Source organism: Lacticaseibacillus parahuelsenbergensis (assembly GCF_030770265.1).
In the GTDB taxonomy this organism is placed as follows: Bacteria; Bacillota; Bacilli; order Lactobacillales; family Lactobacillaceae; genus Lacticaseibacillus; species Lacticaseibacillus casei.
In genome coordinates this window covers 1,950,895-1,965,686 of record NZ_CP132482.1, presented here as the reverse complement: position 1 = coordinate 1,965,686, position 14,792 = coordinate 1,950,895, and the positions used below count along the sequence as shown (strand labels likewise).

The 14,792-nt window shown below is 47.1% G+C and carries 18 protein-coding genes; 16 read left to right on the top strand and 2 right to left on the bottom strand.

What is annotated here, in order from left to right; translation table 11 throughout:
• The first annotated feature begins 209 nt into the window (after nt 1-209).
• The 7 genes from LACPH_RS09240 (at nt 210) to LACPH_RS09210 (ending at nt 7,006) form a co-directional block, all read left to right on the top strand.
• Nucleotides 210-569, top strand: coding sequence for an ArsR/SmtB family transcription factor (locus tag LACPH_RS09240; protein ID WP_049170163.1), 360 nt, complete (start codon nt 210-212; stop codon nt 567-569).
• 146 nt (nt 570-715) lie between these two features.
• Nucleotides 716-1,660: a cation diffusion facilitator family transporter gene (locus LACPH_RS09235; RefSeq protein ID WP_138130361.1), complete on the top strand. Its 945-nt coding sequence runs from the start codon at nt 716-718 to the stop codon at nt 1,658-1,660.
• A gap of 85 nt (nt 1,661-1,745) precedes the next feature.
• Entirely contained in the window at nt 1,746-2,528 is a 783-nt protein-coding gene (locus LACPH_RS09230; protein WP_306386744.1) for an HAD-IIB family hydrolase, read from the top strand.
• Between the two features lie 374 nt (nt 2,529-2,902).
• On the top strand, nt 2,903-4,174 hold the full coding sequence (gene tyrS, locus LACPH_RS09225; RefSeq protein WP_306386743.1) for a tyrosine--tRNA ligase: 1,272 nt from the start codon (nt 2,903-2,905) through the stop codon (nt 4,172-4,174).
• A 298-nt stretch (nt 4,175-4,472) separates the two neighbouring features.
• Nucleotides 4,473-5,666, top strand: coding sequence for a C40 family peptidase (locus tag LACPH_RS09220; RefSeq protein WP_306386742.1), 1,194 nt, complete (start codon nt 4,473-4,475; stop codon nt 5,664-5,666).
• 205 nt (nt 5,667-5,871) lie between these two features.
• Nucleotides 5,872-6,279 carry a GNAT family N-acetyltransferase gene (locus LACPH_RS09215; RefSeq protein WP_306386741.1) on the top strand — a complete coding sequence of 136 codons (408 nt, stop codon included), beginning with the start codon at nt 5,872-5,874 and terminating at the stop codon, nt 6,277-6,279.
• Nucleotides 6,280-6,397: 118 nt separating this feature from the next.
• Nucleotides 6,398-7,006: a nucleoside/nucleotide kinase family protein gene (locus tag LACPH_RS09210; protein WP_306386740.1), complete on the top strand. Its 609-nt coding sequence runs from the start codon at nt 6,398-6,400 to the stop codon at nt 7,004-7,006.
• Nucleotides 7,007-7,064: 58 nt separating this feature from the next.
• Here LACPH_RS09210 and LACPH_RS09205 read toward each other — a convergent pair whose 3' ends face one another.
• A complete protein-coding gene (locus tag LACPH_RS09205; protein WP_010491550.1) occupies nt 7,065-7,178 on the bottom strand; it encodes a putative metal homeostasis protein in 114 nt (37 codons plus the stop codon).
• A gap of 111 nt (nt 7,179-7,289) precedes the next feature.
• Between LACPH_RS09205 and LACPH_RS09200 the strand changes: the two genes are divergently transcribed.
• The 3 genes from LACPH_RS09200 to LACPH_RS09190 all read left to right on the top strand — a co-directional run bounded on the left by LACPH_RS09200 (nt 7,290) and on the right by LACPH_RS09190 (nt 9,469).
• Complete coding sequence (locus LACPH_RS09200) at nt 7,290-7,742, top strand: Fur family transcriptional regulator (RefSeq protein ID WP_010491549.1); 453 nt, start codon at nt 7,290-7,292, stop codon at nt 7,740-7,742.
• Between the two features lie 261 nt (nt 7,743-8,003).
• Complete coding sequence (locus LACPH_RS09195; protein WP_306386739.1) at nt 8,004-8,462, top strand: hypothetical protein; 459 nt, start codon at nt 8,004-8,006, stop codon at nt 8,460-8,462.
• A 20-nt stretch (nt 8,463-8,482) separates the two neighbouring features.
• Nucleotides 8,483-9,469: a DUF6681 family protein gene (locus tag LACPH_RS09190; RefSeq protein ID WP_306386738.1), complete on the top strand. Its 987-nt coding sequence runs from the start codon at nt 8,483-8,485 to the stop codon at nt 9,467-9,469.
• A 129-nt stretch (nt 9,470-9,598) separates the two neighbouring features.
• Here LACPH_RS09190 and LACPH_RS09185 read toward each other — a convergent pair whose 3' ends face one another.
• A complete protein-coding gene (locus LACPH_RS09185; protein ID WP_306386737.1) occupies nt 9,599-9,733 on the bottom strand; it encodes a hypothetical protein in 135 nt (44 codons plus the stop codon).
• A 99-nt stretch (nt 9,734-9,832) separates the two neighbouring features.
• On the opposite strand from LACPH_RS09185, the gene LACPH_RS09180 reads away from it, so the two are divergent.
• From LACPH_RS09180 to LACPH_RS09155, 6 genes are all read left to right on the top strand, one after another.
• Entirely contained in the window at nt 9,833-10,570 is a 738-nt protein-coding gene (locus tag LACPH_RS09180; protein ID WP_025012879.1) for an amino acid ABC transporter ATP-binding protein, read from the top strand.
• Between the two features lie 51 nt (nt 10,571-10,621).
• Nucleotides 10,622-11,446 carry a glutamate ABC transporter substrate-binding protein gene (locus LACPH_RS09175; protein ID WP_306386736.1) on the top strand — a complete coding sequence of 275 codons (825 nt, stop codon included), beginning with the start codon at nt 10,622-10,624 and terminating at the stop codon, nt 11,444-11,446.
• A gap of 1 nt (nt 11,447) precedes the next feature.
• Complete coding sequence (locus LACPH_RS09170; protein ID WP_047105698.1) at nt 11,448-12,092, top strand: amino acid ABC transporter permease; 645 nt, start codon at nt 11,448-11,450, stop codon at nt 12,090-12,092.
• 15 nt (nt 12,093-12,107) lie between these two features.
• Nucleotides 12,108-12,770 carry an amino acid ABC transporter permease gene (locus tag LACPH_RS09165; RefSeq protein WP_010491536.1) on the top strand — a complete coding sequence of 221 codons (663 nt, stop codon included), beginning with the start codon at nt 12,108-12,110 and terminating at the stop codon, nt 12,768-12,770.
• 237 nt (nt 12,771-13,007) lie between these two features.
• The gene (locus tag LACPH_RS09160; protein WP_025012875.1) at nt 13,008-13,943 is read left to right on the top strand and encodes an NAD-dependent epimerase/dehydratase family protein; all 936 of its coding nucleotides are present in this window, start codon (nt 13,008-13,010) and stop codon (nt 13,941-13,943) included.
• Nucleotides 13,944-14,026: 83 nt separating this feature from the next.
• Entirely contained in the window at nt 14,027-14,782 is a 756-nt protein-coding gene (locus tag LACPH_RS09155) for a glycosyltransferase family 2 protein (RefSeq protein ID WP_306386735.1), read from the top strand.
• Nucleotides 14,783-14,792 lie beyond the last annotated feature (10 nt).

Below are 14,792 nucleotides of genomic sequence, written 5' to 3'. Positions count from 1 at the left end.
TGAACGGTTTGCATATTTGTTGCAATCGTTACGATTTCAGGTAATATTCGATGTGAATGGTAACGGATTCATCTGGGGTTCCATAATGCGTTCACCAGCCCAGAAACCTGCGTGTAAGTATCTTGGACGCAATTGGCCTAAGTCACTTCACTTACACTCCGGTTTCTAACCGGGCTGGCTTACGTTCATTGTGACATCACGAGGAGGAAATCATGGCGTACAGTTCGGCACAACAGGAAGCGCTAAAAGAATTCAAGCAAGACATCGGTCATCTCAACGCATTGTCAAATACGAATCGTCAAAGGCTCATTATGATGCTTGGCGCCGCTAAGAATAACTCCGGCGTTAAGGTCAGCGATCTGGCCGATGCGATTGGGTTGTCGCAACCGGCAACGTCGCATCATTTGAAACGGCTGAAGGACATCGGTATGGTCGCATCCCGGCATGAAGGGAATATGATCTATTACTACTTAACGTTAGACGACACCATTGCGCGGTTGGAACGTCTGGCCAGTGCGTTAAGGCGGCAGACGGAAGAATATGAGACAGGTGAATCACAGGATAGCTGAGAGGCTGATCCGCGTTTTGGCGTGATGAATGTAAAAGTTTTGTAAGAAAACGCTTACGTCATTTAAAGCAAATATTTTACGGTGGTACGGCCACATTGATGCTTTATAATAGTTATTAAATAGTCTGTTCAACAAGGGGGATTAGCATGGATGCTGGCCGCAATATTTTAAAAGATGAACAGCGCCGATTTGCGCGGCTTAAAAGCGCCCAGCATGCCGCCGCGTTAAATTTATTTGTTTATGGTGGTTTGACGGTGGCTGAACTGTGGATTGCCCAGTTGGCCCATTCTCGAGCCTTGGCCGCGGATGGGTTGAATAACCTGACGGGGGTGGCCTCGGCACTTATTTTGCTTTGGGGCCTACAAATCTCCCAACAGCGACCGGATAGCGAGCATCGTTTTGGCCACTGGCGGTTTCAAACGATTGCGACCTTATTTTCTGGCTTGATTATGCTGGTGGTTGGCGCGGATGTTGTCTTGGATGGGTATCACGGCTTGCAGGCTTGGGCCCAGGGCAAAGTCCAGGTTCCAGGCATACTGGCGGTTTACGTGAGTCTGGCGGCCGGAATAGCCATGGGTGCCATCTCGTTAATGAATCATATTCGCGCCAAACAGCTGAATAGTAGTGTTTTGCGAACGGCCTCCAAGGACAGCTTTTCAGACGCTGCAACCAGCACGGGGACTTTGCTGGCCATATTGGGGGCCAAAGCCGGTTGGTTATGGCTTGATGGCGGTGCTGCGCTTGCTGTCGGGATTTTGATTTTGTATGCAGCTTGGACCATCTTGCGGGATGCCATTTTTGAACTGACAGATGGCTTTGACACCAAGAAAATTGCGGCGTATCGGCAAACGATTACCCAAGTGCCCGGCGTTCTCGGTGTTCAAAGTATTGAAGCCCGGTACGCTGGCGACGCGGTTTTGCTCACGATTGGCATTCGGGTTGATCCCAAGATGACCGTTGCCGATTCTTATGAGTTAGGCGAGCAGGTTGAGCGGAAGCTGATGGATAAGTATGATATTCTCGATGCCGATGTCAAAACGTATCCGGCCGACTTGCCGCCGAATGATGCGCCGCAAGATCCGCAGAATTAATACGGCGATCAGAATGATATCAGCGAGTTGAAAAATAAATTTAAAGAATCACGTTTGAGTGACTAGTAACTATAGGAGATTTGCCGTGAAGTTTATTTTTGATGTTGATGGAACGCTCAGTTTTGACGGACAAAAAATTGATCAACGTATTCTAATGTTGCTTGAACGGCTCAAACAACGGCATCATGAAGTCGTTTTTGCATCTGCACGACCGATCCGGGACCTCATTCCTATTGTGGGGCCCTTCGCTAATGATTCATTAATTGGCGGTAATGGTTCCATTGTCTCTCAACATGGGAAAATCACCTTTTGTCGAACAATCGACAATGATGATTATCAGTACGTAAAAACGCTTATTGCAAAAGAAAAACTAGATTACATTGTTGATGGGTCATGGGATTACGCGGCACGCTTAAGTTCGATTAGTCCCATTTTTAAACAGTTAGACCCAGGCCACTTGGCGCATAGACGCCCTTTAAAGGATATCCTACAGCCGATCAAGATTATCCTCCTAAATCTAACTGACCAACAGATGGTGCAACTTTTTGACAGTCTGCAAACTGAGACATCGTTATCTATAGTGGCTTCTCTCGGTGAACATAACCTTGATTTAACCACTCGCGACGTAAATAAGTATACGACTGCACAATCACTGTTTCCTGGTGATTATGTGGCATTTGGTAACGACTCAAATGACCAGGCTTTATTGCTGCACGCTAAAATAAGTGTTTGGATCGGTTCGTTATTGACTGCTAAGCGCGCAGGCATCGATCATCCTGATCAGTGGTATCCTGCATCAAATGAGGGCGTTCTAAAAGCTATAGACGGATTGCTCAAAGACGAGTCTTTTAAAAATTTGGCAGATTGAGGAAAGTGCTCAGCTTAGAATGTCTGGTCTGTACAAATCATGAACCTGTGGTAAAATTTGACATATCATTTACCAGTTGAGCCGCAGTAGTGGTGTTAAGTAGGCTTCAGAAAAACGGTGGTTGCTGCGAACCGTTGCGCTTAACAGCATGAATTACAACTCAAGAAACACTGGCCGCGGGTCATGCCGATATCCATGAGAGTGATGCATAGCATAATTTGGGTGGTACCGCGGTGAAAGTCGTCCCTGATCTTATTGATAAGATCAGGGACGATTTTTTTTGAGTGTGAACCGGCTTCAGTGCCAGCGAACGCGTTATGAAGAAGCGTGAACATTGCGGCTCGCGCACATGAAAAATAGGAGGAAATCGACTGATGACAGAAACACAACGAGGCAAGATTTTAGACGAATTAAAATGGCGCGGAGCACTGAATCAACTGACAGATGAAGATGGCTTGCGCAAGCTGACCCAAGAGAAGGCGGTCAGTGTTTATTGCGGGACGGATCCGACCGGCGATTCTTTGCATGTCGGCCATTTGATCCCGTTTATGATTCTCAAGCGTTTTCAGCTGATGGGTCACCGTCCAGTGATCGTTATCGGCGGTGGGACCGGCTCGATTGGTGATCCGTCCGGGCGTAATTCTGAGCGGGTTTTGCAGACGATGGACACTATCGCCACCAACAAAAAGAAATTGACTGCCCAAATGGAGAATCTGTTTGGCACGGAAGATTTCCGGATTGTCGATAATTATGATTGGTTATCGAAAATCTCGATGCTGGACTTTTTGCGGGATTACGGGAAGCTATTTTCTGTCAATAACATGTTGAACAAAGAAGTTGTGGCCAGTCGTCTGGAAACCGGGATTTCATACACTGAGTTCACATATCAAATTCTGCAGTCGGTTGATTTTCTGCATCTGTTCAAGCACGAAGACGTTCAGCTGCAAATTGGTGGTGCCGATCAGTGGGGCAACATCACAGCGGGGATTGACCTGATTCATCGGATCGAAGGCCCGGATGCCCGTGCTTACGGCCTCACGAATCCACTGATGCTCAAGGCGGATGGCACCAAGTTTGGTAAATCCGCAGGCGGAGCGGTTTGGCTTGATCCGGAAAAGACCTCGCCGTATGAGTTCTATCAATTCTGGTTCAACCAGGATGATGCCGATGTTGAAAAGTTCCTCAAGTTCTTCACGTTCCTGTCACGGGATGCCATTGCGGAATTGGTTGAAGCGACTAAAACGCATCCGGAAAAACGCGAAGCACAACGGGAATTGGCCCGTTCCGTTACGAAGTTTGTTCACGGCCCAAAAGCGGTGGATCAAGCCGAAAGCATCAGTACCGCCCTTTTCTCCGGTGATGTCGCGGACTTAAGCGCGGAAGAAATCAAGCAGGGATTTGAGCAGTTTCCAACGGTGGAAGCGCCGAAAACTGCAGAGAATATCGTTACTTGGCTGGTAGATACCACTAAAATCGAACCGAGTCGTCGCCAGGCGCGTGAGGACATTCAGAATGGTGCGATCACAATTAACGGGACCCGCCAACGCGAACTTGATTTTGAAGTTGATCCAAGCACCCATTTTGACGGTCAGTACGTCATTGTTCGGCGCGGGAAAAAGCGTTACTTCCTGGTTAAGATCAAATAAACGATGTCGTTGATGGTTGCGTCAGCTAAGTAAACGCTGCCAACTAAAAAGCTCAACAGTAAAAATTAAATGACAGGCATTGCAAAAAGTCAGGGATGAAGCCGCGCTTTGTTCCTGTTTTTTTGCATGCAAACGCGAAAATATAACTAGGGCGTAAACTAATTATCAATATGATCATAAAATAATGTTGATTTAATTGCGAAAGTATTCTGATGGTAACGGCCTTGTAACAAGCCTGTAATAGTTCAGTGTTAATGTGACAATTGTGAACAAAATGAAAGCAGGAGTGGCGATAAAGATGAGATTACGGCAATTAGTTACGGGCGCTATCACCGTTGCAACATTAGCTGGTGTTGGGGTTTCGGGTGTAGCAGCAACAACCGTTCGCGCGGCAGACGACAAATCAAGTTTGCAAGCGAAGAACGATGATTTGATGAAACAGCTTCAGGCAGCTAACGATAAAAGCGCGAAGCTGAGTAATGACGTTTCCAACAAGGTTTTGGCGATTCAAAAGGCCGAGGCTGAGATCAAAGATAGCCAAGCTAAAATCACTGATCTTGACGGCCAGCTGACGAAAGCCAATCAAGAAGTTAACCAACGCAAGAATAATTTGAAAGATCAATTGATCTCCTTGCAAAAACGGGTCGGCAATTCGGTTACCGGCAATGTCTATTTTGATTTCATTCTGAATTCAAGTAGTTTGACTGACTTAGTGGGTCGTTCCTTTACTGTTAGCAAGTTGAGTCAGGCTAGCACCGAAGCTTTGCAGGCAGTCAAGGATTCAGAGGCGAAAGTCAAGGATCTGAAAGCTAACCAGGAAGCTAAGCAAAAGAGCCTGGTTGCAACCAAGGCGCAACTTGAAAGCGATAAGGCCAAGATTGATGGCTTGAAGGCAGATGCTGACAAAGCGGCTGCCGACGCACAAAAGATGATTGATGCCAATAAAGACAAGTTAGCTGAATTGGCCGCAGAAGAAGCTGCCAAGACTGCCGCTGCACAAAAGGCCGTTAGTGACGCAGCAAGCACCACTTCGACGTCAACAGCATCAAGTACAAGCACTGCTTCTGCAAGTAACAATGCTTCCAGCACAAGTGTGACTTCCTCTACGGCACCTGCTTCAGCTGGCAGCAGTACGGTTTCCGTTTCCGGTGGCAGCATCGCAAGTAACGCTGCTAAGTATCTCGGTGTGCCATATGTTTATGGTGGCACTTCACCTTCAGGCTTTGACTGCTCAGGTTTGATTTATTACGCTGCTAAAGAAGCCGGCGTTAGCCTGCCACGGACTTCGCAAGCCCAAAGCACGCTCGGTTCTTACGTGGCAGTTTCTGATCTTCAGGCCGGCGACTTAGTCTTCTGGGGCGGCGTTGGCAGTGCCTATCACGTTGGCATTTACATCGGCAATGGCCAGTACATCCATGCGCCGGCACCGGGTCAGAATGTCACTGTTCAAAGTATGGCTTACTTTGCACCTGAATTTGGCCGTCGTCTTTAATTAGTTGTTCACATCCTGCAAAATATATATTTAAAAGATCGGTCATGGTGGCCGGTCTTTTTCTTTTAAAATAAATTCAAAATAATCGGACGAGTCGCAAGCCTATTATGCGCAATCTATGCGACAATATGATCAAACTGATAATTGTGGATGAATTTTTGCTTGAGTTAAGCAGTGATTCAAGCTCACTAGGAGGGGACAAAGAATGATCAAGATTGACAATCGCAAACTTGATGACGAAGCTGTATTGGCCTTATATCAAGCCGTTGGATGGGTGATGTACACGCGCGATCCAGTAAAACTAAAACGAGCCTTGGCACAGTCGCTCAAGGTTCTGGGTGCCTTTGATGGGGACCGGTTAGTCGGGTTGATTCGGGCAGTGGGCGACGGTGAAACGATCCTTTTTATTCAGGATCTGCTGGTGCTTCCCAACTATCAACGTCAAGGGATTGGCCGCCAATTGGTGAAGGCATTGGTTGATCACTATCCGGAAGTGCGGCAGCGGGTTTTGTTGACGGATGATCAACCAGACACACGCGCCTTTTACGAGAAGATTGGGTTTGTGTCGAGTGATCATTTTGGGGTGGTCGCTTTTTACCAGGACTTGTCCTGAAGCTTCGAGTAAAAAAGACTAAATTGATTTCATTTTTAAATACCGCTCAATGTTGATTTTCAGCTGACGAATCGGCGCTGATTTGGTACAATCGAGGCAATATTCAAGGAGGCGGATCATGAAGGCGGCACATAAGTTGATTGTGATCACAGGGGCAACAGGTACCGGCAAAACAACGGTGAGTGCGTATCTGCGCGATAACTACCGAATTCACCGCGTTATGACGCACACCACTCGTCCGGCTCGTAAGGGTGAAAAGAATGGCGTCGATTATTATTTTGAAACGCCGGCAAGTTTTGCAACGAAACATTTTATCGAAAAGGTCACTTATGCTGGCTATGAATATGGTTCTTCACATGAATCGCTCGAGAAAAATTGGGCGAAGCATCCTTTTTTAAGTATTGTCTTGGATACTAAAGGGGCGATCACTTATGTTCAGGAGCTCCCTAAAGAAGTCGTGGTGTTATTCCTCACCATTGATGATCCGACTGTTTTAAAAGATCGTTTACTGGGTCGCGGCGATGATCCGGCGATGGTGGCAGCACGGCTGAAGAGTCCTGAATATAAGCGGGATTTAACCTTGCCGGATGAACTCAAGCCGTTTGCGACGGTGATCAAAAATGACAGTTGGGATGAAGCGCGGGAACAGGTTGATCGGTTCATGAAAGATCTGGCGCTTAAAAGTTGTGGCTTAATATCGCTGAATCCGGAAAAAAATAAAACGTGACCCTTCGCCATGCACTGGCAAAAGGTCACGGTCAGTCTATTTGAATATCTGTCAATGGTTATTTAGTCGGTTTCTTAACGGCCTTAATCACACGTTTAGCGCGTGAACGGGTCTTGGGATTCTTACTTTTTAAACGACGTGCGGCAGATGCATAATCGGTTTTTTCAGCCATATTGCTTCCTCCTGTCAGGCGTGTTACACTAAATGGTACTAATCGTAATCAGTACGATTTGATACATTACACGTCTTAAGTTAAAGTGTCAAGCCAAAGGAGCTTATTTCCATGGATAACACAACAATTGCATTAAAGCAGTTAAAACAGCACGGTTACCGGGTCACCAAACAACGTGAGTCAATGGTGGACTATCTGGGCAGGAACCAGCATCGGTATACGGCCGTCACGATTCTGGATCGGTATATGCGCACGCAATTCCCCGGGGTGTCGCATGATACGATTTATCGCAACGTCAAATCGTTTATCGAAATGGGCATTCTGGAAAGTCGCATGCAAGACGACCAAATCGTGGTTAAACTGCAGTGTGATTTCCAGCATCCGCATCATCACCATTTCATCTGTACGAACTGTGGTAAGGTGATTGAACTTAAAATGTGTCCGCTGAATTACTTTGAAGATCAGGTTCCGGGCGCTAAAATTCAAAGCCACAATTTTGAACTTTATGGTTTGTGCGCGGAATGCCAAAAGCGGGCGAACAGTTTAAAAGAAGCTAATGCCTAACGACCAGTTGCAAGTAAATCACGCAGATGTGCTCCGTAGATGTATCGGCACCAGAGATAGCCATTCTCTGATGTCTTTTTTAGTTATGCGTCGTGATGCATGTTTCAAATCTGGCCAACGCGTCAGTAAGTATATCCTGACTGTTAAAAGGAACGCCACTTTGGCCAACGCTATAAATAGCGTATAATTTTAGCGGTAACTTAAGGTGTTTCCTGCTACTTTTGGGGTAAAATGAAACGATGAATGAAAGGAGCTGGCTACATGGCTTATCGAACACCGCCATTATTACCGCCGACTGCGATTGTTTCACTGATTGTTTTGATTAGTGCGTATAACATTGTGAATACAATTAACCCGGTCAATCAGCCTAAATCGGCAACCGATCAGAGTTCGTTGGTATCCAAAATAAAATCCGAATCGGCTTCTAAGGCTGCGCGTTCAGCCTCGTCAAAGCCGGAACCAAGTCAAACTTCGGCGTCCCAGCCGTCTGCTGCTAGCCAGTCGCAGACGCAGCCGAGTCATGAGGAGAACAATAACGAAACGACCAGTACCGCGAGTGCAACGTCGACACCAAGTTCGGCAACTTCGACCTCAAAGGCATCAACATCCTCTGTGACCTCCACGCCAAGCACTGCTTCCACCAATAACGGGCAAACCACTGATCAGAACCAGACAAGTACTGACCAAGGAACTGACACAACCGGCATGAATGGCCAATAAGCCGCGGAAAGGATGAAATCATGTTAACTGTTATTGATATTATCAACCGCGTGCTGGGCTACTTTAACATTGCCGATAAACCCAAAGGCAAGGCCTTCACGTGGGTGGCATTTTTCGCTAATTTTTACTTGCTCTATGTTGCCATTGAAAATCTGCGCTATCCGGACTTTCGGATTCGCGGTGCATTGTTCCTGTTGGCGTTTGTTGTCTTTTTGTATTTTATTGCGTTGAACTTCCTGTATTACTTCACAAACAAGACAACGCGATTTGATATTTCGCCAACCGTTGAAAAATGGTTGGGCAGCAATGGCGCGAAGAAAACCGCTGTCGAAAATGAGCTGAAAACGCAATTAGGCGCTGCACCAGCTAACGGCGTTTTTTCCCAAGAGCAATTGTTGACAGCTGATGTCACATTAACCGATGACCAACAAGCCAATCTAGATGCGTTGGTTGCCAGTTTGGTTAAGCAAGGCGTTTTGAGTTTGAATTATCAAGGCTTGGACGACAAAGCGATTGAGCGAGTTGCGCAGGAGACGCAGCAACCGGTTCTCGCTATTGGCGCACCCTATCCGTTGCCGTTTTTTGATTTGCAACATGTCAACGATCAGCTGATTATTACCGGTGGCTTAAACGCGCTGACTGCCAAACCCATCGCAACTGTGGAGCGGGTGGGTTTGTTGCCGGTTGAAAAAGCGGCGCAGGACTATCATCTGGTGGCGGCCAACGTTTTTCTGATTGGCGGCGAGCAGAAGCTTTTGGGACGTACCGGATTGCGCAAAGAATCGCAGCCCTACAGTTTGACCGTACAGCTGGCGTATCAGGATAAGTCGCCAGCCGCATTACAGGAGAAGGATGTTACCGACACGTCTCCCGTGGAGGAACGGCCGCCACACGCACCGCAGGAGACTAGGGAAGGACGCCACGCGCTTGATAACGATGCAACCAGAATAGCGCCGCACCAACCGGAGCAACTGCCGACTCGAGAAAGTAGACGGCATCAGAAATAAGGTAGTGATACGGTGTCACCGTTCATACCAAAATAGTGTCAGCAAGTCACGGTATTTCACATTGACAAGCAGTCAAGGTGAAATGCCGCGGCTTTTTGCTTGGCTTTGTTTGTGATTACAGATAAAATATTAGTTTACGTGCGAAAGCCTTTTCGTCATGCCGAGAAACAAGCCATCCGTTTCTGCAATATCTGCACACCAAATTCCCACATCGCGGTCCCATCCGCAAAAGTCCCAAAAACCGGCATTTTTCGTTTTTTCCACCGAATAAATGCTCAATTTTTAAAAGAAATATTTGCGCATCATTATTTTTCTATGTAAAATCCATGATAAGAGCTAGTGAACCCAAGGAGGTCCTCCAAAATGTCAATGATTGAGTTTCATGACGTTAACAAGTATTTTGGCAAATTCCAAGCATTAAAAAATATTAATCTAACAGTCGATCGTGGTGAGGTGGTCACGATAATCGGGCCTTCCGGGTCTGGTAAAAGCACCTTGTTGCGCTGCATCAATGGACTCGAGCGGATTACGTCCGGCCAGCTGATTGTCAATGACTTTGATTTAGCCGACAAGAAAACCGATATGAACCGTATCCGTAAGAATGTCGGCATGGTTTTTCAGCATTTTAATCTGTATGCCAACAAGAACGTGTTGCAAAATGTCACGCTCGGGCCTGATCTGGTGTTGAAGCGTGATAAAGCCGAAGTTGAACAGGAAGCCCGCGATTTGCTTAAAATGGTCGGACTGGAAAGCAAAGCGGACAGTTTTCCGGGTGAGTTATCCGGTGGTCAGCAGCAGCGGGTTGCCATTGCCCGTAGTCTTGCCATGAAGCCGAAAGCCATTTTGTTTGACGAACCGACTAGTGCGCTGGATCCGGAAATGATCGGTGATGTGCTGGATGTTATGCAAAAAATTGCTGAGCAAGGGATGACGATGGTCGTGGTCACCCATGAAATGGGCTTTGCCCGCCACGTCGGCAACCGCATCGTTTTCATGGATGATGGCCAGATTCTGGTCGACTCCAGCGATGTCAACCAATTCTTCGATGATCCGCAAGAGCCGCGGGCCAAGGAATTCATCAGTAAGATCATCAATCATTAGCCCAACAAGACCAGTTACGGATGGGATACTTTATGAAAGCAGGTGTGTTAAATGAAAAAGATGTGGAAACGCATGCTCCTGCCGCTGGTGTTGTTGCTACTGATGATACCGCTTAGCAGTTGCGGGAAAAGTGTCGCGGATCGGGATATTTTGAGCCATGCCAAGGCGACCAATACCATTGTATGGGGCGTTAAAGCCGACACCCGACTTTTTGGTTTGATGAATATTAAAACCGATAAAATCGAAGGCTTTGACGTTGACATGGCCAAAGCCGTGACCAAACAGATTTTAGGCAATAAGGGGAACGCCCAGCTGGTTCAGGTGACTAGTGATACCCGGGTACCTATGCTCAAAGGCGGTAACGTTGACGCCGTGATCGCTACCATGACGATTACCCCGGAGCGTCAGAAGATTCTGGATTTTTCCGATGTTTATTTTAACGCCGGCCAAAGTCTTTTGGTTAAAAAAGGCAGTCCCATCAAAACCGTGAAGGACCTGAAGAAAGGGACGAAGGTCATTGGCGTGCAGGGTTCCAACTCGGTCGACAACGTCAAAAAAGCTGCACCTGAGACAACCGTGCTTCAGCTGGCGGATTATGCTCAAGCGTTTACCGCTTTGAAGTCTGGGCAAGGGGATGCGCTTACCACCGACAACGGGATTTTGTACGGGATGTCTGAACAGGATAATCGCTACATTGTTACTGGTGGCACCTTTACCAAGGAACCTTATGGGATTGCCATTAACAAAGGGCAGCGGCCATTTGTCAAGGCAGTCAACAAGGCGATCAAACAACTCAAGCAAAACGGCACCTATGCCAAGCTAATCAAAAAGTGGTTTGGCGATGTGCCAGGGTTCAGTCTTAAGGAGGTGGAATGATATGTGGTCGATTCTTACCAATAACTGGAACACCTTTCTTTCCGGACTTGGCTATACCTTGGCGGCCAGTATTCTTGCATTGATCGGCAGTCTGATCATCGGCACCTTGTTTGCGTTGATGGAAATTTCCCCATTCAAGGCGCTGCGGATCATCGGCCGAATTTATGTCGAGGTGGTGCGGAACATTCCGTTGCTGGTCATCACGTTGGCTTTCTATGTGATCGTGCCGCAGTTTATCGTCAAAATCGATGGCTTCACCGCCGGCACCATTGGCCTGTTAATCTATACGAGTGCGTTTATCGCCGAAACCGTACGCGCAGGGATCGAAGCGGTTCCCAGCGGCCAAATGGAAGGTGCTCGCAGTATCGGAATGAGTTATACGCAAGCGATGACGCAGATCATTTTCCCGCAAGCATTTAAAATTGTGATCCCGCCGCTGGGCAATCAGTTCATTAACTTGGTTAAAAACAGTTCGGTTCTGGCCTTCGTTGCCGGCTTCGATCTGATGTATCAAGGCAAACTCATTGCGGCAACGACCTTTTCGACCTTTGATACTTACCTGATCGTCGGGATCCTTTATCTCATCTTGACCATGCCGTTAAGTTATCTGATGCGTTATCTTGAGAAAAAATGGGTCACCGCATAGAAAGGAGCAGGACTGATGCATAATTTTATCGACGCGTATTCTTGGATCAACTTACGCTACCTGCTTCAGGGACTAGGCGTGACCTTGGAAGTTTCTGTCGCTTCCATCTTCTTTAGCTTCGTTCTCGGGGTGATTTTAGGCTTAGCGCGTTATGTCAACATTAAATATTTTTCCGCGATTGTCGGCTTTGTTATTGATGTGATTCGGAATTTGCCGCTGCTGCTGATCTTGTTCTTCACGTACTTTGCGTTGCCGGAAATCGGCATTCGCCTGAACGTCATCATTGCGGCCATTGTGGCGATGAGCATTTTCGAATCGGCGATGCTGGCCGAAATCGTCCGGTCAGGCATCAATGCCGTCCCGCGTGGGCAAATGGAAGCAGCTCGCAGCAATGGCCTGACATTTTATCAGGCGATGCGCTATATCATCATGCCTCAGGCGCTGAAGAAAATGATTCCGCCCATTGTCAGCCAGTTCATTTCACTGGTCAAAGACACATCACTGGCCACGATTATCCTGTTGCCAGAAGCGACGTACCATGCGCAAATCATATATGGGCAGAACATTAACTACATGATTCCAATGTTTGTTGCGTTAGCTGTGATGTATTTTGTTGTCAACTATGCCTTGTCGTTGGCAAGTCGCTGGTTGGATCGGCGATTGGTGCAGTCGAACTAGGTTTTTAAGCAGGTGAACATCACCAAAATCGACTCTGACAGCACATCAATGTGTGCTGCCAGAGTCGATTTAGTATATGGGGATGGATTCAATGTTGCGTGTGCGGTATTGGCAAGCAGGGTGCCATTTGGAACGGTTCTTATCATTTTCCTAACATTTGGTATAAGCTGCGGTGGTTGGGGCGCGGCTGTGATACCATAGGAGAGAAATAAAACCAGCAAGACGGAGGAAATTATCTTGAGTAGTTACTTAGTGACCGGTGGCGCCGGGTTTATCGGATCCAATTTAACCGAGCTGTTGTTAACGGATCCTGATAATACGATCACCATTGTCGATGATTTATCGATGGGCTTGCGAACCAATATTCCTGATTCCAGCCGGATTACATTCTATGAACATAGCATCACCGATCATGCCTTCATGTCCCAACTTCTGATGGAAGGCCAGTTCGATTACATCGTGCTGTTGGCAGCCATTGCCAGTGTTGCCGATTCCGTTGAACGGCCATACGCAACCCACCAGGTTAACCAGGAAGCCAATTTAAATATCATTGAAACCTTGCGGACACAAAAGATCGCCTACAAGAAACTTTTCTTTGCCAGTTCAGCCGCTGTTTATGGCGATTCGCCTGAACTGCCAAAGAAAGAGGACATGGCGGTCAAACCGCTGACCCAATATGCGGTCGACAAGTTTGCGACCGAACGCGCGGTCTTAAACTACGGGCGCCTATACGATATGCCAATGGTCTGCACCCGCTTTTTCAATGTTTACGGGCCAAAGCAAAATCCAAAATCGCCATACAGCGGTGTTCTGTCGATTATGATGGACGCCTTGAAGGAGGACAAACCCTTCACGTTCTTCGGTGACGGTGAACAAACACGCGACTTCATCTATGTCGGCGATGTGGTGCATGCCATTCGCGGCTTGCTAGAAACGCCAAGCGCGCGCGATGATGTCTTCAACGTGGCAAATGGCAAGCAAACAAGTCTAAATCAAGTGGCTAAGGAACTCGAAAAGCTCACTGGCAAAACGCTTCACGCGACGCACAAAGCGCCACGTTTAGGTGACATTCGCGATTCGTATGCCCAAACAGCTAAGCTAGATCAGTTTGATTTCATGACCCATACGCCGCTTGCTGAAGGGCTGGCGAAGTATGTGGCGTCGGTTCAATAGTAAGATTGATCGGTCATCGCGTAACGGATGGCTGGTCATTTTTCGTGTTGTTTGCTTTAATTTATGCTTGTAGGAGAGATATTTTGGTTAAGACACCAGTAGTTTCCGTTGTGATGCCAGCTTACAATGCTGCAGCGTATCTTCCGAAGACCGTGCAGTCAGTTTTAGACCAGACTTTTAAAGATTTTGAATTGCTCATTATTGACGATGATTCGACTGATCAGACAGCGGAAGTCGGTCAACAGTTGGCCGCTAGCGACAGTCGAATCCGGTTTGTTCACCTCGATGACAATCAGGGTGTTGCCAATGCCCGCAACGTTGGTGTGGCAAATGCTGAGGGGCAGTACGTTGCTTTTTTGGACAGCGATGATTTGTGGCTTCCCGATAAATTAAAGCTTCAGGTCGCATTTATGCAGCAGCATCAAGCAGCCTTCTCTTATTGCTCGTACGATGTGGTGGACGATCATGGCACTAAAATCGGCGAGCGTAAGATTTCTGAAGCCCGTCTGGATTACCACGAAATGCTAAAAGGCAATCGGATCGGACTATTGACCGTCATGTTGACTCGGAAAATTGCCCAAAAGTATCCATTTCCTAAAATAAATCATGAAGATTACGCTTGCTGGTTGTCGATTGCCCGTGGCGGAACGCTTGCCTACCTTGCGTCTGACCGAATCTTGGCTCAATATCGGAAGCATCAGACATCGCTGAGTTCAAACAAATTGCAGGCGGCTCAGTGGACATGGACGATTTATCGGCAGCATGAACATCTCAATATTTTTAAAAGTTTATATTACTTTTTGCATTATTCACTGATGGGTATAACCGACAAACGCTGACATTTAAAGA